The organism is Domibacillus tundrae, from assembly GCF_000970675.1.
GTDB lineage: Bacteria > Bacillota > Bacilli > Bacillales > Domibacillaceae > Domibacillus > Domibacillus tundrae.
In genome coordinates this window covers 70019-88813 of sequence record NZ_LAJA01000006.1, presented here as the reverse complement: position 1 = coordinate 88813, position 18795 = coordinate 70019, and the positions used below count along the sequence as shown (strand labels likewise).

The 18795-nt window shown below is 44.8% G+C and carries 21 protein-coding genes and 2 pseudogenes; 15 read left to right on the top strand and 8 right to left on the bottom strand.

The features are described 5' to 3' along the window. Nucleotides 1-2 precede the first annotated feature (2 nt). Genes VQ00_RS07425 through VQ00_RS07415 form a run of 3 tightly spaced genes read right to left on the bottom strand, consistent with a single transcriptional unit; the run spans nt 3 to nt 4304 of the window. A complete protein-coding gene (locus VQ00_RS07425; protein ID WP_046179524.1) occupies nt 3-512 on the bottom strand; it encodes a helical membrane plugin domain-containing protein in 510 nt (169 codons plus the stop codon). Beyond that, nucleotides 472-3462: a formate dehydrogenase subunit alpha gene (fdhF, locus tag VQ00_RS07420; RefSeq protein WP_046179523.1), complete on the bottom strand. Its 2991-nt coding sequence runs from the start codon at nt 3460-3462 to the stop codon at nt 472-474. The genes VQ00_RS07425 and fdhF overlap by 41 nt, the downstream gene beginning before the upstream one ends. A 32-nt stretch (nt 3463-3494) precedes the next feature. Then, nucleotides 3495-4304, bottom strand: coding sequence for a formate/nitrite transporter family protein (locus VQ00_RS07415; RefSeq protein WP_046179522.1), 810 nt, complete (start codon nt 4302-4304; stop codon nt 3495-3497). Between the two features lie 95 nt (nt 4305-4399). On the opposite strand from VQ00_RS07415, the gene VQ00_RS07410 reads away from it, so the two are divergent. After that, nucleotides 4400-4618: a hypothetical protein gene (locus VQ00_RS07410; RefSeq protein ID WP_046179521.1), complete on the top strand. Its 219-nt coding sequence runs from the start codon at nt 4400-4402 to the stop codon at nt 4616-4618. Between the two features lie 231 nt (nt 4619-4849). On the opposite strand, the gene VQ00_RS07405 is transcribed toward VQ00_RS07410, so the two are convergent. Both VQ00_RS07405 and VQ00_RS07400 read right to left on the bottom strand, forming a co-directional pair. Beyond that, nucleotides 4850-5380, bottom strand: coding sequence for a chromate transporter (locus VQ00_RS07405; protein WP_046179520.1), 531 nt, complete (start codon nt 5378-5380; stop codon nt 4850-4852). Then, nucleotides 5377-5946 (bottom strand): chromate transporter, encoded by a 570-nt coding sequence (locus VQ00_RS07400; RefSeq protein WP_046179519.1) that lies wholly within the window; start codon nt 5944-5946, stop codon nt 5377-5379. Before VQ00_RS07400 ends, VQ00_RS07405 begins: the two co-directional genes overlap by 4 nt. Before the next feature lie 236 nt (nt 5947-6182). Here VQ00_RS07400 and VQ00_RS07395 point away from each other — a divergent pair, with 236 nt between their 5' ends. Both VQ00_RS07395 and ggt read left to right on the top strand, forming a co-directional pair. Next, on the top strand, nt 6183-7415 hold the full coding sequence (locus VQ00_RS07395) for an MFS transporter (RefSeq protein WP_046179518.1): 1233 nt from the start codon (nt 6183-6185) through the stop codon (nt 7413-7415). Then, nucleotides 7412-8992 (top strand): gamma-glutamyltransferase, encoded by a 1581-nt coding sequence (gene ggt, locus VQ00_RS07390; protein ID WP_046179517.1) that lies wholly within the window; start codon nt 7412-7414, stop codon nt 8990-8992. The genes VQ00_RS07395 and ggt overlap by 4 nt, the downstream gene beginning before the upstream one ends. 121 nt (nt 8993-9113) lie before the next feature. On the opposite strand, the gene chrS is transcribed toward ggt, so the two are convergent. Then, the gene (gene chrS / locus VQ00_RS07385) at nt 9114-9590 is read right to left on the bottom strand and encodes a chromate efflux transcriptional regulator ChrS (protein WP_046179516.1); all 477 of its coding nucleotides are present in this window, start codon (nt 9588-9590) and stop codon (nt 9114-9116) included. 122 nt (nt 9591-9712) lie between these two features. Here chrS and VQ00_RS18810 point away from each other — a divergent pair, with 122 nt between their 5' ends. Beyond that, complete coding sequence (locus VQ00_RS18810) at nt 9713-9925, top strand: hypothetical protein (RefSeq protein WP_046179515.1); 213 nt, start codon at nt 9713-9715, stop codon at nt 9923-9925. 23 nt (nt 9926-9948) lie between these two features. Here VQ00_RS18810 and VQ00_RS07375 read toward each other — a convergent pair whose 3' ends face one another. Continuing rightward, the gene (locus tag VQ00_RS07375; protein ID WP_046179514.1) at nt 9949-10341 is read right to left on the bottom strand and encodes a thiol-disulfide oxidoreductase DCC family protein; all 393 of its coding nucleotides are present in this window, start codon (nt 10339-10341) and stop codon (nt 9949-9951) included. Nucleotides 10342-10560: 219 nt separating this feature from the next. Here VQ00_RS07375 and VQ00_RS07370 point away from each other — a divergent pair, with 219 nt between their 5' ends. After that, complete coding sequence (locus VQ00_RS07370; protein ID WP_046179513.1) at nt 10561-11526, top strand: EAL domain-containing protein; 966 nt, start codon at nt 10561-10563, stop codon at nt 11524-11526. A 23-nt stretch (nt 11527-11549) separates the two neighbouring features. Here VQ00_RS07370 and VQ00_RS07365 read toward each other — a convergent pair whose 3' ends face one another. After that, nucleotides 11550-12692 carry an MFS transporter gene (locus VQ00_RS07365; RefSeq protein ID WP_046179512.1) on the bottom strand — a complete coding sequence of 381 codons (1143 nt, stop codon included), beginning with the start codon at nt 12690-12692 and terminating at the stop codon, nt 11550-11552. Between the two features lie 116 nt (nt 12693-12808). Between VQ00_RS07365 and VQ00_RS19350 the strand changes: the two genes are divergently transcribed. The 10 genes and pseudogenes from VQ00_RS19350 to VQ00_RS07335 all read left to right on the top strand — a co-directional run bounded on the left by VQ00_RS19350 (nt 12809) and on the right by VQ00_RS07335 (nt 18790). Beyond that, complete coding sequence (locus VQ00_RS19350; RefSeq protein ID WP_281175911.1) at nt 12809-12937, top strand: hypothetical protein; 129 nt, start codon at nt 12809-12811, stop codon at nt 12935-12937. Nucleotides 12938-12983: 46 nt separating this feature from the next. Continuing rightward, the gene (locus VQ00_RS07360) at nt 12984-13544 is read left to right on the top strand and encodes a maltose acetyltransferase domain-containing protein (RefSeq protein WP_046179511.1); all 561 of its coding nucleotides are present in this window, start codon (nt 12984-12986) and stop codon (nt 13542-13544) included. Between the two features lie 2 nt (nt 13545-13546). After that, nucleotides 13547-13778: pseudogene (locus VQ00_RS19505) on the top strand (hypothetical protein); the annotation flags it as partial. A gap of 493 nt (nt 13779-14271) precedes the next feature. Continuing rightward, a complete protein-coding gene (locus tag VQ00_RS18805) occupies nt 14272-14418 on the top strand; it encodes a hypothetical protein (protein WP_172645550.1) in 147 nt (48 codons plus the stop codon). A 247-nt stretch (nt 14419-14665) separates the two neighbouring features. After that, nucleotides 14666-15055 carry a tautomerase family protein gene (locus VQ00_RS07355; protein ID WP_046179510.1) on the top strand — a complete coding sequence of 130 codons (390 nt, stop codon included), beginning with the start codon at nt 14666-14668 and terminating at the stop codon, nt 15053-15055. A 98-nt stretch (nt 15056-15153) separates the two neighbouring features. Continuing rightward, nucleotides 15154-15375: a hypothetical protein gene (locus VQ00_RS07350; protein WP_046179509.1), complete on the top strand. Its 222-nt coding sequence runs from the start codon at nt 15154-15156 to the stop codon at nt 15373-15375. 156 nt (nt 15376-15531) lie between these two features. Then, nucleotides 15532-16360: pseudogene (locus VQ00_RS07345) on the top strand (FAD-dependent oxidoreductase). Between the two features lie 17 nt (nt 16361-16377). Continuing rightward, nucleotides 16378-16554, top strand: a complete 177-nt coding sequence (locus VQ00_RS18060; protein ID WP_082091504.1) for an SDR family NAD(P)-dependent oxidoreductase — start codon at nt 16378-16380, stop codon at nt 16552-16554. 191 nt (nt 16555-16745) lie between these two features. After that, a complete protein-coding gene (ade, locus tag VQ00_RS07340) occupies nt 16746-18470 on the top strand; it encodes an adenine deaminase (RefSeq protein WP_046179508.1) in 1725 nt (574 codons plus the stop codon). Next, nucleotides 18467-18790 carry an MGMT family protein gene (locus VQ00_RS07335; protein WP_046179507.1) on the top strand — a complete coding sequence of 108 codons (324 nt, stop codon included), beginning with the start codon at nt 18467-18469 and terminating at the stop codon, nt 18788-18790. The genes ade and VQ00_RS07335 overlap by 4 nt, the downstream gene beginning before the upstream one ends. Nucleotides 18791-18795 lie beyond the last annotated feature (5 nt).

Here is an 18795-nt window from a genome sequence, read left to right as displayed (position 1 = left end):
TTTCACCCTTTCCTGTCTTGTTCTTTATGTGGTGATTGCGCAAAAGCAGTGCCCATTCCTTCCATAAATGCAGCCATGGCAGCTATGGAGGCTTTCATTTCCGGGCTCCCCAGTTTTTTTCTCATTTTCCACAAGCTTTGGCTTTCTTCTTTTTGCCCAGCCTCGGACATTTTTTTAAGTCCGAGACCGATTCCTCCTATCAATTTCTCCGTCTCGCCTGAGGGGAGAGAGCCAAGAAATTTAACGCCATTCATGCCATTTTTAATGACATTGTGCATCATCGGCTGATTCATTTGCTGAATGGCAATAGCGCCGACTTCTGTCCGATTATCGAGCATCCCTCTCAGCGCATCGTAAATCCCCATCTCATGCAGGCCCTTCATTAATTGAATGGATGCCATAACAGCTTCTTTATTCTCCGTCAATTCCTTCATGATCTCCGCTGAAGCTTGAGCCTGTTCCTCCTGTTGATTAGGAACTTCTTTTTTGATTTGCCTGATCGCCTGTGCCATGTTCATCCTCCTTAACCATTTCATGGATTGGTGTAAAGTCTGAGCGGTTCCATTTTTCTTCGACTTTTACACTGATCTGCGGGACCCTGTTGCCGAAACGGTGATTATGCTTTGGCAGCGGCGGCTCGCCTTTTTGCTCAAGCACTTCCATTTTTACACCCATTTCTTTGTAGGCCGGTGTATGGGTAATGTAGTCATGATAGCTGCTTGTTAGATAGTTGACCGCTTCGTTGTCCTCACGCGTATTCATTGGCAAATAAAGTTCCTTGCCTTTCACCCGGTCTGTGACAACGACTTTTACCTCCACATATCCGTAAGGTGACGTCAGACCGACCAAACTTCCGTCTTCTAGATTTCGTTCTTTCGCAAGCTCCAGTGAAACCTCCAGCCATACTTCCGGTACTTTATGTGTCAGACCCTCATTTCGATACGTCATGTTTCCTTCATGGAAGTGTTCAAGGATACGTCCATTGTTTAAGTGCAGGTCGTAGTCGTCACCTGCTTCAAACGGAGGTGTCCAATCAACCGGTACGAGTTTCGCTTTGCCATCCGGGAAAGCAAACTTTTCCGTATAAAGGAGCGGTGTATCTTTTCCATCAGCTGAAACAGGCCACACAAGAGATTTAAATCCTTCCAGACGCTCATAACTTACACCAGCAAACAGTGGGGCAAGACTAGCTGCTTCGTCCATGATTTCACTTGGATGCTTGTAATTCCAATTGGCACCAAACCGGTTTGCGATCAGCTGGAAAATTTCCCAATCAGGCTTTGAATCGCCCAGCGGCTCAAGAACTTTATAAAAACGCTGAATTCTCCGCTCTGTATTCACAAATGTTCCATCCTTTTCAAGGCTAGGGGCAGCCGGCAGCACGACGTCTGCATATTGCGCAGTTTTACTAAAGAAAATGTCCTGAACAACAAAGAACTCCAGGCCTTCAAAGGCGGATTGAACAAAGTTCGAGTTAGCATCGACAAGCGCCATTTCTTCTCCGAACAAATAAAGAGCCTTTAATTTGTCTTCATGCATGGCCTCAACCATATGGTGGTTATCATGCCCCGGCTCTGATGGGATGGTTGTTCCCCATGCTTTTTCGTACCGCTCACGGACTTTTGGATCCTGTACCGGTTCGTAGCCCGGAAACCAGGCCGGCATTGTGCCAAAATCACATGCACCTTGAACGTTATTATGCCCACGCAGCGGATAAGCTCCTGTACCCGTGCGTCCATAATTTCCTGTGATCAAGAGAAGATTGGAAATCGCTGTACTTGCATCGGTTGCACCTTGGTGCTGCGTGATCCCCATTGCCCACAGAGCACAAACCGAGTTTGCTTCATGGATCATCGTGGCAATTCGGATCAAAATCTCTTGTGGTAACCCCGTTTTTTCTTCGGCATACGCTAATGTAAATTTTTCTAAAGACTTTACGTATTCGTCCATACCATTCACTCTGTTTTGAAGAAACTTTTTGTCTTCCCATCCCATATCGAGGATGTATTTTGTTACAGCATTAATCCAGATAAGATCTGTGCTTGGTTTAGGATGAATAAATAAATCTGCCCGCTCGGCCAGTTCATTTCCTCTTAAATCGGCGACAATTAATTTTTGGCCATGAAGTTTATGCGCACGCTTGACGCGTGTAGCGAGGACTGGATGCGATTCAGCCGGGTTTGCCCCAATGACGATCACAAGCTCAGCCGACGATATGTCATGGATTGTTCCTGCGTCTCCTCCGAGTCCTACTGTTCTCATTAGCCCGGCTGTTGCCGGAGATTGGCAGTAGCGTGAACAGTTATCAATATTATTGGTTCCCATAATGCCGCGTGCAAACTTTTGAAAAAGATAATTTTCTTCATTAGAGCATTTGGACGAGGCGATATACCCGATGGAATCCGCTCCATATTTTTCTTTCACACCGCCCAGTTTTTCTGCAATAAGGTCAAGTGCTTCGTCCCAAGTGGCTTCAACAAACTCGTCGCCCTTACGAATCAAAGGTTTTGTTAATCTGTCTTCATTGTTTACGTAATCCCAGCCCCATTTGCCTTTCACACAAGTGGAAATGCCATTAGCAGGCGCTTCTTCCAGCGGCTGAATTTTCAAGATCTCTCTATTTTTTGTCCATACCTCAAAGCTGCAGCCAACACCGCAATACGTACACACTGTTTTCGTACGTTTAATGCGGGACTTTCTCATAGCTGCTTCGACTTCTGAAATGGCAAAAATCTCTTTATATCCGGGTTCTACTTCTTTTGTCATATCAATCATTGGCCCGAGAACCTTTGGTGGGATGGCGGTTAAATAACCGGCCTCTCCAAGCATAGATTTTTCCATTAATGCATTACATGGACATACATTTACGCAATGGCCGCACGACACACAAGACGATTGGTCAATCGGCACATCATTATCCCAAATAACCCGGGGCACTTTTCGGCTCCAGTCAATCGTTAACGTTTCATTCACCTGCAGGTCCTGGCATGCTTCGACGCACCTGCCGCAGAGAATACATTGATCCGGTTCATATCGGTAGAAGGGATGAGAGTTATCAGGCGCGTATGGCTTTGCTTCAAACGGATATTTTTGATGGGCGAGTCCCATATGTTCGACCGTATTATGCACCGTACAGTTCCCATTATTGTTGTCACACACCGTACAATATAGCTCATGGTTTTTTAAAATGCGTGACATGCCCTCATACTGCGCTTCCTGCACAAGCTCGGATTCCGTATCGACGACCATGCCGGGTGCTGCTTTTGTCACACAGGACCTGACTAATTCGCCGCCTGCGTTTACATAACAGGTATCACATGTTTGAATACTGCCAAGGTCAGGCGTATAACAAAGACCGGGAATAAACAAGTCGCCCGCTCTGGCCACATCCAAAATCGTTTGCCCAGGCTTTGCACTATACGACTTTCCATTAATCTCAATTGAAAAACCAGCTTCATTCATCGTTTTTCCTCCGTTACGTTCTTTATAGAATATTAAGCTTTGTATGTTTCTTTTTCATTGGATAATGTCGGTGAATCAGCTTTTAAATAAGCCATCCAATAAATGGAGGCAACGAATATAGATCCACCGACCGCATTTCCTAAAAAAACAGGGATAAAGTTTTGAATATAATCTGTCCAGTCAGCATGTCCCGCAAAAATCGCCGCCGGAATGATAAACATATTAGCAACGACGTGCTGAAAGCCAATGGCGACAAACCCCATAATCGGAAACCAGATGGCCAAAATTTTCCCGCCTATATCCTCTGCGCCGTAGGACTGCCATACAGCAAGACCTACAAGCCAGTTACAGCCAATGGCGGAGAAAAAGCACTGCCAAAAACTTTCTTCTAATTTCGCTTCTGCCACTGAAACGGTTTTCTCCAAAAAGGGTCCAGTTTCTGTTAAACCTACAATATGCCCAAAAACGTACGCCACGAAAACGGCACCAATAAAATTGCTGATCGTAATCCAGAACCAATTGAAAAGCAATTTTTGGACGGTCACTTTTTTGCTTAGGCACGCGATTGTGACGGCCACCATATTGCCCGTTAACAGTTCAGCGCCTGCGATAAGGATTAAAACAAGGCCAAGTGGAAAAACCGCTGCACCTAAGAATGACCCAAATGACCCCCAGTCCTCTGGTAAATTACCGGTTACCCTAATGGTTAGAAGGAAGCCGATTGATATAAAGGCGCCTCCCAAAAAACCCAGCAGGAGCATGCTTTGAAATGGGAGCTCTGCTTTTGTTTTACCTGCTTCTACTGCTATATTTGCAATTTTCTTTGGGGGCTGATATCCCATTGGAAAACCCTCCTAATCTTTTCAAGCAATATTGTTTACGTTTTTGGGGAAAATTATTAACGTTTTTACTTTTATTTAAGAAAGAAGGAGTTCCAATGGATAAAGAAATACTGTTTCAACGCGCCCAGACCATGATTATTTCATCAACAAAAAAACCAAAACATATGGTTATCTCCACAGTGAAAATGGCGGATTTATTTGGCGCTTCGTTAAAAGAAATTGACCAAGGATTGAATGAACTTGTGAAGGAAGGGCGCTTAAAGCAAACAAAGATGAAAGAGCCGCCTTATCATGAAGTGTATTTTTTGTCTTAACTAAAAAGAGATGGGAGAAGGAAGCGAAGGGTAGCGTACGGTCTGCGATTGTTTCCCGCAGGAGTCTTCGCTGCAAGCCCGCCGCCGCCCTTTCAAAAAAAGACTGACGACTTTGTCGACAGCCGGAGCCTAAAGGGGAACCCTTTAAGCTTTTATCTTCAAGCGGATTAACAAAAAACAAGCGTGAATAAAGTTCCACAGAAAATGAGGAATTTATTCACGCTTAGTCGATCAGGAAAGGAGAACAGCCCCGTAAATAAGAGAAGACAAGACGACGAGACCGGGATGGACTTTTCTTTTTTCCATCAGCCAGTAGCTTCCGGCCGCCAAAATAACAATGTGAACCACACTGATTTGAACATAAGAATCGAAAAATGCCTGGAACGCCATAACACCGAGCAGCACAGCGATCGTCGGTTTTACGTAAGCGGTCATCCGCTTGACACGCGGGGACGTCCGGTTTTTATATAAAATGCCCATAAGCGTGATCATTAAAAGAAGAGACGGTGTAACCGTTGCAAGCACAGCAAGAAACGCACCGAGCCAGCCGCCTTCCTGAAAACCAATGTAGCCGCCCATTTTCGTCGCAATCGGGCCGGGCAGCGCATTCCCCATCGCAAATGCTTCATTGAATTCCTGCACCGTCATCCATCCATAATGGTCCACCACTTCCTTTTGAATAAGCGGAATTGTCGCCGGACCGCCACCGTAGCCGAGCATGTTTGTCATGAAAAACACCCAGAAAATATGTAAATAAATCATGAGGACCGTCCTTTCTTTTTATTCGTCGTTTCTTTTTTGACCGGTTTGAAGAAAGCAAATAAGAGAAGAGACGCAATAATAATAGCAGGGTGAACGTGAAGAAATTCAATAAGAAAAAGGGCGGCGATCACATGAAGCGCCACGGTAGCCCATCTTAACCCTTTGACTGAGCTTTGCAGGAAATCTTTTGTTAAAACCGCCAGCATCACTCCGACCACCGGTAGAACACCCCTCGTCATTCCCTGTACCCAAGCCAGGTCTTTAAACGTCTTTAAGGTTGTTAAAAGAACAATCATTAAAATAATTGTTGGCAAAATGGTGGCCAAAATTGCGTTGATCGTGCCTGGAATACCGCCAATCCGATACCCGATGTAACCAGCCATTTTTGTATTAATGGGACCGGGCAACGTGTTGCCAATCGCTAAAATGTCTCCGAATTCTTCATTGTCCATCCACTTAAACCGCTCGACCACTTCTTTTTGAACGAGCGGAATCGTTGTCGGGCCGCCGCCATAGCCCAGCATGCTGCTGCGAAAAAACGCAATAAAAATGTCCCGCTGCTTCATAAAATCATCCTTTCTATAATAAATAGTTTAACCAAAACAGAATGAAAATGAGAACGCATTCAGTACTTTCATACTAATTGTATCTTTATGTACATTTTAACATTCGAATGGTAATAAAAAAAGATAAAATGGTTACGTTTCGAAAAAATATATGTAAGATTATCTGTCAAAAAAGAGTATTTATTCAAATTTTTTATTTATGATGTTCCTATCAACTACGAGAAGGAGCTCATCATATGAAAAACACACATCCTGCTTTTGTTATTTTTCTCTTTTTCCTCGGCTGGGTCTTTATGTATGCGGATCGGAATATTCTCTCGCCTGTTATGGGGAGCATCGGGGAAGAATGGAGTCTTGATAAATCTCAGCTTGGGTTAATGTCAACGGTATTCTTTGCGGCTTATGCAGCGATGCAGATTCCGACAGGCTTTTTAGCTGATAAGTTCGGTCGTGTCAAAGTGCTCGTTATCGGTTATTTAGTATTTGGCCTAGCGACTTATTTAAGCGGTACGGCGACAACATTTCTTGTGTTTTTAATGATGCGTGCGCTGACAGGGCTTGGGGAAGGTACATATTACGGCTCTCAATACGGGATTTCGTCTACAATTACCCCTCAAAAGTATCGTGGTCTCGTTTCTGCACTCATTAATAGCGGGATGGCATTCGGTATTTCACTAGGGTTTATGGCGTCGAGTTATTTTACCTATACGTTAAATAAAGGGTGGCAGTATCCTTTTTATGTGTTTGCGATTCCCACCATTATTGTTGCTATTTTAATCGCTGTCTTTGTTCGAGATGATACGCACAAGAAGAAAGCAGCTGCAAAGGCGGCCGGAAAAACAGAAAAGCTTGATATGAAAAAATTGTTTACGAAAAATCATATCCTTGTGTATGTGCTGATTTTCTGCTCGCTTTATGGATTTTTCGGTATGCTGACATGGCTTCCTTATTACTTGCAGACGGTTAGAGGAGTGGAAGCTTCACAAACAGGTATCATTGCATCGCTTGTACCATGGGCTTCAATCCCGGGAGCTATTTTATTCGGCTTTTTATCTGATAAAATAAAAAACAGAAAGCCATTGATCATTTCACTGGCACTAGCAGGAGCAATATGTCAGTTTGCTATTCCTTATACGGAAAATTATTCGCTTTTGCTTGTTGGTTTAGCGTTATACGGGCTCCTTGGAAAATTGGCACTTGATCCTGTCTTAATTTCTTACCTGGCAGATATTACACCGCCTTCCATGTATTCAAAAGTGTATGGCTTTTTTAACTTCAGCGGTATGCTGTCTTCTATCTTTGCGCCATACATTACGGGCTTTTTCGCGGATGCGACTGGAAAATTGGAATTTGGCTTTTATTTATCGGGTACACTGCTGATTTTTGGAGCGATTCTATTCATGTTCACAGATAATAAAGGCTATGTTGAAGAAACAGAAGATTATTTAGAGGGGGAGAAAGTGATATGAACAAAGCAGTTGTTGGCACAAAAACGATGGTCGTGAGTCCTCATTATTTAGCATCAAAGGCGGGTAATGCGATTCTTGAAAAAGGAGGAAATGCCTTTGATGCGGCTGTAGCGGTCAGTGCCTGCCTGGCGGTTGTGTATCCGCATATGACAGGTCTTGGCGGTGATTCATTCTGGCTTGCATATAGCGCGGAAAATAATGAAGTCAACTCCTATAATGGCAGCGGCCGCACAGGCGCCGGTGTTACAAGAGATCAATATGAAGGATACAAGTCCATCCCATTTCGCGGCATTCAAAGTGTGATTACCGTTCCAGGAATGGTAGACAGCTGGGATGCCGTATTGAAAAAGTATGGGAAAATGTCTTTGGCAGACGTTCTTGCACCTGCAATTGAATATGCATCCGGTGGATTTCCGCTCTCAGAAGATCATCATGTGAACACGGTGAAAAATGTGGATGTGTTAAAACAAGATAAAGATACGGCCGCTGTTTTTCTGCCGGAAAACCGCGTACCGGAGATAAATGAGCGATTTATCCAGTTACACTTAGCGCAAACACTTCAGCAGCTTGTCGAAAAAGGACGGGATGACTTTTACAAAGGAGAAATGGCCGGAAAAATAGTTTCCTCTCTACAGGAAAAAGGCGGATTGCTGACGCTTGAAGACTTTTCCGCTCATAAAGGCAGCTGGGAGGAGCCTTTAGAGACAACCTACCGCGGCTACACGATGCATCAAGTCCCGCCCAATTCACAAGGGTTCGTTGGCTTGATGGCTCTTAATATTTTGGAAAATTTCGATTTGGCAGATATTCCGCATGGCTCGTATGAATATTACCATTTGCTTGTTGAAGCGTTAAAAAGAAGTTTTCAAGACCGTAATGCGTTTCTGACAGATCCTGATTTTCATGATATTCCGCTCCAAAAATTGTTGAGCAAGTCCTACGCAAAAGAAATGGCAAAAGAAATCCGCCTGAATCAGGCAAGTGACACAGTGACGCAGCCGGTTGGCAGCGATACGGCGCATGCGGCGGTCGTGGATGAGGAAGGAAATGCGGTATCATTTATTCAAAGTCTTTATTTTGAATTTGGCTCAGGGATTGTGGCTGGTGACACGGGCATTACGATGCAAAACAGGGGATCATTTTTTTCATTAGATCCTGATCATGTGAACTGTCTGGAGCCAAAAAAGAGATCATTCCATACGCTGATGCCGGCGATGGCGATGAAGAGTGGTAAACCGGCGATTTTATACGGAACGCAGGGAGGCGAAGGGCAGCCTCAGACCCAAACCGCCATTATTACAAGAATGATTGATTATGGAATGAACCCGCAGCAGGCGATCAGTGAACCTCGTTTTGTTTGGGGAAGAACGTGGGGAGAGGATACGCAGGAGCTGAAGATTGAAAGCAGAGTGCAGGAACAAATAACAGAGAAGCTTTCAGCTGCAGGCCATATTGTGAATCGCGTAGAAGAAATAGACAAAATCATGGGCCACGCCAATGCGATTGTGCGTGATGAACAAGGATTTCTGCATGGAGGTGTTGATCCGCGCGGGGACGGGGCGGCAATCGGCCGCTAATAATGGGCGATATATTTTCTTTTAGGGCGGTATGTGCTGCGCCTGGGGCGGTAAAACATTTTTCCGCCCCAGGCAGTACAAATACCGCTCTAAATTTGCATATACCGCCCCAAGCGCAGTATTACAATTTCATTCCCATCCGGCTTTTGTACCGCTTAATTAAAATTTGGCAGTCAACGCTGACGACGCCTTGGAGCGGATACAGCTTTTCTGCCAAAAAGCGTTCCATTTCCTGATTGTCGGTGAATATCCCGTGCATATGGAGCTTGCTTGGGCCGGTCATATGATACAAACTCGTAACCGCAGCCTCGGTTTCAAGGTGGGTGGCGACCTGCTCTAAAAATTGAGGCTCTACTTCCACGTTAAAAAAAGCCGACACATGAATGCCGATTTTGGCGGGGTTGATCACCGTTGTGAATTTTTCGATCACGCCTTGCTCGGTTAAATTATTGATTCGGGCCTGCACAGCGACACGGGAGAGATCAACCTGCTTGGCGATATCCGTATAAGAAATGCGGCTGTTTTCATGCAGCAAGGACAAAATTTGCTTGTCGATTTCGTCGATGCCAAGATTCGGGATGCTATATTTCGATAACATAACGCGTCAGCTCCATTAGTAGTTTTCCGTTGTGAAAAATGATGTAAATCTAGTGTATCACGATCCGCCTTTATGTATAAACGGCTAATCAAAATATCACGGCGACACTAGCTATTATCATAATGGAACAAACAAAAGGAAGATACCGGCTTGACTGGTTTTCTGCCCAAAAAAAGAACCTGCCGTATAAGCAGGTCCTCCTATCAAAAGATCAGAAAGTATATATTTTTGGACGTTGTCCAGCTCCAGGCAGCCAATCCCTCGGTCATAAGCCGTCACAGCTGCGTGGCAAAGAGCGCCACCCTGCTGGCCCGTCTTACGCCTGCCGGGCCTGAACGGCTACCTTGCGCTTTTCTTATTATAAAAATCTTTGACGTACTTCCGGTGATGGAAGCATACAATGATCGTCTTTTTTGCCGAACCATTTGTACCGGTTGGCGGCGACATAGTCATATACAAAATTACGAAGCGGCGCCGGAAGGACAATAAGTGCGTATAGCAGCTTCCAGGCACCATCCAAGTGGCGGGTAATGCGGAGCGCGGCGGCAGACTTAATATACGCTACCCCATCTTCCACAAGCATAAAGCTGTCCAAATCGTCTGGCATATTGTGCTCTTTTAAAAGCTTTTGTCCGACGTCACTTTGTAAGGACGCATAATTAAAATATCCTTTGGAATCGCGCTCTATAATAAATTGAACACTGGCATCACAAAAGTTGCAATCACCATCAAACAAAACAATTGCAGTCATGTTAAAATTCCTCCTTACGAAGAGTTATGTCTTACTAGTTTAACCACTTTTGTTTAATTTCAAACAACCCAGCTTGAACCCCTTCATTTCAAAATGATAGACTAGTGAAAATTACTTATATATTATGGTGGAAAAAAGTTTATTTGTCCCCTGAAAGGGGGACTAAGGTAATGTTCACTATGTTCGGGGTATTTATTTTATAAAAAGGGGTATGAGCACATGGCGGAAAGCTGTATTGAATGCCGGATTCCGATTCGATTTTACGAGCCGGGACGTTTATTTATTTCAAACGAAGATGACTGGTCTTTTATTGATTTTCAAACGATAAAAGAAGCCGAGGGGAAGCTTGAACTTATTCAGGACAATGGATTAATTGGGGGGATCGGCAGGCCTGGTGACAAGACGCCGGCTCGGACTGCACCGCTTCGTGATGTAGTGGACTGGTTTTCACATCAAGAGGTCATCCGTGTGATCGAAAAAGGGCAGTTTGTCAGTTTTCTGCAGCCGATTGTGGAAACAGCTTCTGGCAGTGTCTACGGGTATGAGTCCCTCCTTAGAACAAATAAAGAAGCGGCAATTCCACCGGGAAGACTATTTGATACTGCTCAAAAACTGGGTATGCATTCGTATCTTGACAAGCAGGCCCGAGAAAGCGCTATTATTGCGCGAAAACAACATATTCAGGACGGTCAAAAGAGCTTTATTAACTTTTTGCCTTCCACCATCTATAATCCGGAATTTTGCTTAAAGCACACGTTCAATATTATTGAAAAATATAATGTAGATCCGGATGATCTTGTTTTTGAAGTGGTTGAAACGGAAAAAATAGAAGATGTAGAGCATTTGAAAGAAGTGCTGAATGTGTACAAAAGAGAAGGCATTAAAGTAGCACTGGACGACGTCGGTGCAGGTTTTTCCACCATTGAAATGCTGGAGCAATTACAGCCGGACTATATTAAAATTGACCGGTCGTACGTCTCATTCTGTGATCAGGATGAAACAAAGCAATCATTTATCAATAAAGCGCTCGCGACTGCCTCAAACCTTGGCATCAAAACACTGGCAGAAGGCATTGAACGCAAAGAAGAATATGACTATTGCCGTGAGGCCGGCATTCCGCTTGCGCAAGGCTATTACTTTGGAAAGCCTTCTGCCCAACCGGTGGAAAGTATTCAGCACGCTTAAACATAAAGAAAAAGCATCCGATCTTATTTGACGGATGCTTTTTTCAGGTGACGAATTATGACAAATAGTCCGGCACTGCAAAGCAGCACTCCAGTGAATAACAGTCCTTGAGGCGGCGTTAAAGATAGTCCGCCGGTAACCGTCGATCCCGCCACAACGCCAAGCGAGAAAAACGCATAAAAATAGCCATATGCTTTTCCCAGGCTCTCCGGTGAAACGGTGCTGACGAGCAATGAATTAATGGAAGGAAATAAGAAGGCAAAACCAGCTCCATATAATCCCATGATTACGTAAAGAAGGGCAGATGACTCCACCTGACTGAGAAGCGCCAGACTGATTCCCATCGTCAAAATTCCGAATGTAAACGTTACTTCCGGTCGCAGCCGGTCAAACAGACGATTTAAAGGTGAGAGAAAAACAAAAATGGCGACAATTCCAAATGTGCTTAGCAGAAGGCCGCTCGTCTGGATATCATAGCCGAGCCGGATTACTTTTAAAGGAAGCATGTATGCAAGAACTCCCTGTGAAAACATGAGCAGAAAAGCGCCAGTAAATGCTTTGAGCACGCTGGTGTTTCGGAAAAAATCACGCAGCGATGTCGTTTCTTTCTGAACAGATAAGACATGGTCAGGCTGTTTTTTTAACAAAAGAAGCGCCATGCACCCAAGTACGATCATAGCAGCCGCTGTTACGCCAAGGACGGCCGCTTCGTTCGTCCGGTTCGCCATAATCCCGCTGAAGGCTGGTCCAATGATCGCCGCCATACCGACAAAAGCCCCCGAAATCGCTGCGCCTTTGCCTTTTTTCTCATTCGACGCATGATTCGCTAAATAGGTAAATGCGGCAGGTGTAATCAAGCCGGCCAGCAAACCATGAACGAACCGGATCAGCAGCAATGATCCCGCATCCGCTGCCGCCTGATACATGAAAAGAGCGGCGCCCGTAGCAAAAAGGCCCGTCACAAGAACACGAAACGGCCCTTTTTTATCTGTCCAAAATCCCGACAACACATTGCCAATCGTATTTGAAAAAGAATACATCCCAACAACAAGCCCCATTAAAAACGGCGTCGCCCCGAGCGATTCCGCAAACGGGCTCATAATCGGCAGCTGTGTAAATAAATCAAAAAAAGAAAAAAAGACGATAACGTAAACAAACGCCCGCATTCTGGCCGCCTCCGTTCAATAATTATCTTTACTATAGCACGCGTCAGGAAGGAAAAGAAAATGAAACAAATTCTGCCATTCATTCGTATGAAAAAGGAAAACAAGGGGTGGACACAATGGGCCGAAAAAGAAAAAAGAAACATGAGGACAACTGGTATTTGGCTGATGTGTTAATTGACGTTATTTCATACGGCGGGGAAGCCATTTTGTATGGCGTCCGAGCTCTTATAAAATGGTGGAATTAATCAAAGATGATAGGATAAAAGAAATCGTTTGCAAAGGAGTGGAAGCATGAAAACCGAAAAAGAAAAAATGCTGGCGGGCGAGATGTATGATCCTCAGGACACCGAACTAATGAAGGATCGAGCTGATGCCCGTAAAAAAACAAGACTATACAACGCCACAACCGAAGAAGAAGGAGAACTTCGCATCACCATGCTGAAGGAATGGTTCGGCTCGACGGGAGAGCACGTATACATTGAGCCGACGTTCCGCTGCGACTATGGATACAACATTCACGTCGGTGAAAACTTTTTTGCTAATTTTGACTGCGTCATCCTGGATGTATGTGAAGTGAAAATCGGGAAAAATTGCATGATGGCGCCGGGCGTTCACATCTATACGGCGACACACCCCCTCCACCCGGACGAACGTAATTCAGGACGCGAATTTTCCAAGCCTGTGACGATTGGCGATAACGTCTGGTTTGGCGGTGCCTCGATTGTAAATCCCGGTGTGACGATCGGTGATAACGTTGTGGTCGCGTCAGGGGCGGTTGTGACGAAGGATGTTCCTGACAATGTTGTGATAGGCGGTAATCCAGCAAGAGTGATCAAAAATATTGATACTTAATGGAAGGATTGTCTAAGGCCTGGGCAAACATTTACTTGAAGTTGGCGATTGTCATGGATGCCAAGAACCGCGGGGATGAAGAAACGTTGAAAAATCTCGTTTTACCCGGACATTGACGACATTTGGCGGATTGAAAACTATGTATGTTCAGCTGAAAACAGATCGACGCAGGTGACATATTCTGATGAGCCGGCTTTAAATGTGAATTACTATCTATTTTTAAAGAAAACATAAGTAAATTAACCATAAAAACTCTTGCGACAGCAGGAGTTTTTATTGTGTGTGCGTATTTCGTTTGAAAAAGAAGGCATTTCCCGGGCAATAGCCTCAATGTAGTAAAGCACAGGCAATTGAGTAGTGATAGGCGTATATGGATAACGTTCTTTTGTTATGTAGTACATAATATTTATTTCGGACATTTTGGCCAGAATGCACTGTTTGTTATTTGTAAAGCTGACGATATGGCTTCCTTCATTGCCTGCTAGTGCCGCAGGAGTCCTTGTCGCGAGCCCAACGCTGCTGCTTCTATAAAAGCAGCGCATGAAAGAGCCAGTTCATGCGGACATGTTCTTTTGAAAAAAAGTGTGTTTAACCAATGAAAGAAACGTTCTTTTTATTCGGCATTTTCTGAAAATAAAGAGTTTCTGAAATTAGGAATATATTTCATGGGAGTGGGTAAATATTACTATGATGTTAAAAAGAAAAGTTGGCAAAGGATGTGTCCATCATGGGACTCACAGCAGATCGATGTATTTTTAAGCAGGAGCTCAAGTTACTATATATGGATTATATGCGCTGTGGTGACGGCGATATTAAAAAAGAGATAGCAAAAGACATTAGGCTGTTAAAACAAGCAATTGATTTGATTCCATAAACTATAATTATTTCTGATGACAGAAAATAAAAAAATCCTCCTTCAATAGAATGTGTCTTTACTTGTCGTTCAATAAAAAAATCTCTTATTCATTTTCATTAAAATGGATGAAAAACCCATGGCAATATGAGATGAATGAAGGCAGGTTGTTACAGCTAGTTGCCATAAGATTAAATTGAAAGAATATTGTGATAAAATAACAATGGTGATACAGTAAAGGCATACATAGGATTGGGGGAACTTATTTATGCCATTATTGCGTTTTGATGTTATTGAAGGAAGAACAGAGGAAGAATTAAAGCAGCTGCTTGATGCGGCGCACCGCGGAATGCTCAAGGCGTTTGAAGTTCCGGAACGCGACCGTTATCAAATCGTGCACCAGCACCCGGCGCACGAAATGATTGTTGAAGACACAGGTCTTGGCTTTGAACGCTCAAAAGATGTTGTGTTGATCAGCATCACAAGCAAGCAAAGAACTGAAAAACAAAAACAAAAGTTGTATCAGTATATCGTCGAGGAACTTCAGGAAAGCTGCGGCATTGACCCGAAAGATGTGATGATTTCTATCGCGATCAACGGAGATGCCGACTGGAGCTTCGGATTCGGCAAAGCGCAGTTTTTAACAGGGGATCTTTAATTCAAAAGCCATTTCAGGGACATTCTGAAATGGCTTTTTTCTAGAATTATCTTCTTTTTCACGTTATCCTTTTTGAAACAAGGAGAAAGGAAGAGACGATGACACAGCTCACATCATTTTTCATCATTGTTATGCTCGTTCTCCACATTGTTGTCTTAAGAGAGCGGCTGGCGCGCGTGAATTGGCAGATTGTCGTTCAGCCGGATGAAGCGCTGGATCAAGAAGTAGCGGATATGCTTCGACAAAGGCAAACGATAGTCCGTACTGTTAAGTATGTGCGTGAAAAAACGGGTTTAGGGCTTTTGGAAGCGAAACAGTAGGTAGACCGTGTTCAATCGGTTTCACAACGTTAGACAAAATGAGACAGCGTCTCATTTTTAGAAACGGCAGGACGCAAAAATGCAGTCCTGCCGCTTTTTTTTGTTGGCACACAGCTTGCATTAAAAAAGTGAAAAGATGAAAGGCGGTGCGGGGGAATGGCACATATTGCGATTATTGGCGGCGGCCCGGCTGGATATGTTGCGGCGACCGCGGCGGTTCAAAGCGGCAGCCAGGTCACATTGATTGAGGAAAAGGATTTAGGCGGTACGTGTTTAAACGTCGGCTGTGTCCCGACGAAAGCGCTGCTTGAGAGCGCTGAAAAGGTAAAAAAAGCCTCAACATTCGGGATCGAACTGCCGGACGGACAAACAGTGATTAATTGGGAAAACGTCCAGGGAAGAAAAGGACAAATTGTGAAGCAGCTTGTCGGCGGTATCGGATACTTAATGAAAAAGAACAAAATTACAGTTAAAAAAGGGAGCGCTTCCTTTTTGAATTCTCATTCAATTCTCATTCGAAATGGCGGCGAGAAAGAAACGCTTCAAGCGGACAAGTTTATTATCGCTTCAGGATCAGAGCCGGTGCAGCTGGCGCACGTTGCGTTTCATGAAGGAACCGTCGCCGCGCTGCGTGTATACATCGCCGGAAATAGCCTCAGTTGGCTTAACAGAATCGCAGGCGCGTGCGCAATATGGAGACGATATCCGGATTGGCGAGTTTTCGTTTGCGGCGAATGGAAAAGCGCTGATCACCGGTAAACCTGCCGGAAAAGTGAAGGTGATTGTGGAGCCGGAAGTGGATGGAATTGTCGGATTATCGATTGTTGGTCCGCATGCGACAGAGCTGATTGGGCAAGGGACATTAATGATTCATGCGGAGCTGACCGCGGATATTTTGCATGATTTTATCGCCGCCCATCCGACATTATCAGAAGCGATTCATGAAGCATTGCTTGATGCAGACGGACAGGCACTTCATCAATAATTGAAGGAGGAAACGTCATGAAAGAAAAAATAGCGATTGTTACCGGATCAGGTAGAGGAATTGGGAAAGCCATTGCGCTTCGATTAGCCCAGGATGGGATTAATGCTGTTATTAATGACATAAACGAAGAAGCTGTGCAGGAAACTATGACAGGACAATCTGTTTTGATTGACGGAGGCATTATTTTCTCTTAAAAGAAAATCAGTCACAAATTCAATAGAAGAAGGAAGAACAGGCCTTTTCCATCAAAGATGATGAGAACAGGCCTTTTTGTTTTTAAACAAAAATAGTTTGCAACCCGAACCTTTTCGAGTAAAATATGAAAAACTAGTGAGACAGTTCACAAACACCGACGGCTTACAAAAAAGATAAAGGGGGAAGTGGCATGACAGATGCGATAAAGAGGTTGATTCATACGGCGCAGCACCCGGAAGAAGCGGATTTGATTATTCAAAACGGCATGATTGTCGACGTCTTTTCGCTCGAAACGTTTCTGGCCGATGTCGCAATTAAGGATGGCTGCATTATCGGCATTGGCACGTATCCGCAAGGGAAAAAGGTATTGGATGCTTCAGGGAAATATGTGATGCCCGGTTTTATTGACGGCCATATCCATATTGAATCCACAATGGTCACACCATCCGAGTTTTCAAGGGCGCTGATCAAGCACGGAGTCACAACCGTTGTCACCGATCCGCATGAAATTGCTAACGTAGCGGGTACAACAGGTATTGACTATATGCTTGAAGACGCGTCTCATACAGGCATTGATATTTTAATGAAACTGCCTTCCTGCGTGCCGGCAACGCCGTTTGAACAAAACGGGGCGACATTAACTGCAGATGACCTTCATCCTTATTTGTCTCATGAAAAGGTGATTGGACTGGCGGAAGTAATGGATTATCCATCGGTTTTAAATGCGGACGACGGGATGCTGGCGAAAATTGAGATGACAATAGATGCCGGATTAACAGTAGACGGTCATGCGGCGGGCCTTTCGGATACAGCACTGAATGTATACAGCACGGCAGGTATCCGCAATGATCATGAAGCGGTGACGGCGGAGGAAGCGAAAGCGCGTGTCCGGCGGGGCATTCACGTTTTAGTACGGGAAGGCTCAGCGGCTAAAGATTTGCTGGCGATTTTGCCAGCCATCCATGAGCGGAACAGCAGCCGGTTTTCGTTTTGCACCGATGACAAGCATTTGGATGAATTGGCGGAAGAAGGCACAGTAAATTACGCCGCGCGTTTAGCGATGGAGCACGGCCTTAATCCGCTTATCGCGATTCAAATGGCGACGATCAATAACGCGGCTTGCCATGGTCTGCAAGATAAAGGAGCTGTCGCCCCCGGTTATCAAGCAGATTTGTTAATCGTGGAAAATATAGAAACGCTGCAGCCCGAGACGATTATTAAAAACGGCCGGATCGTGGATATAAACAATGTAAAAAGCGAGCGGGCGCTCGTGCCGGAGTCCGTAAAATCCTCCATTAATATAAAGAAAGTCACGAAAGAAGCGCTCCAAATTCCGCTTGAAGATGGACAAAAAGCTATGGTGATCGGCGTTGTGCCGGGACGGATTATTACGAATAAAATTGTGGCTGATGTGAAAACAAAGGGTGGATTTTTTGTGCCCGATGTTGAGCGGGATCAGCTGAAAATCGTTGTTTGCGAGCGGCATCATGCGAGCGGCAGTATCGGAGCCGGTATAGTCAACGGGCTGGGTTTAAAACGGGGCGCCATCGCATCAACGGTCGCCCATGACTCGCATAATTTAGTGGTCGCCGGAACGAATGATGAAGACATTTTAGCGGCGATTGAAGCGGTGGAAGACATGCATGGCGGGCTTGCGATTGTGGAGGGCGGGCGCGTTTTGGCATCAGTTCCACTCCGTGTTGGCGGCATTATGTCGGAAAAGCCTTATGAAGAAGTGATTCAGGAACTGCATCACTTGCATGAACAGCTGGCTCTTGTGGCGGAAGAATCACAAAATATTTTTATGATTTTATCATTCCTGTGCCTGCCGGTTATTCCGAGCTTGAAGCTGACGGATAAAGGCTTGTTTGACGTTGATTCATTCCGCCATATTGAAGTGGGGATTCCGGAGTGACACCTTTTACAGAAGACGTAATCCGGGTCTTAAGAGACATACCGTCGGGCGTTGTCGTAACATACGGCCAGGTGGCACGGCTTGCAGGAAGTCCGAGGGCCGCCCGCCAAGTCGTCCGCATTTTACATTCGATGAGTGAAAAACACAATCTGCCATGGCACCGGGTTGTCAACGCTAAAGGGGAAATCAATGTGCCGGATGAAGCGTCCAGAGCGGAGCAACGCCGTCTTTTAATAGAAGAGGGTGTTTCATTTACAAAGGATGGACGCGTCAATTTTAATAAAGAAGTAAAAAGCGCGACTCAGCAGAACGAAAGCTGAGTCGC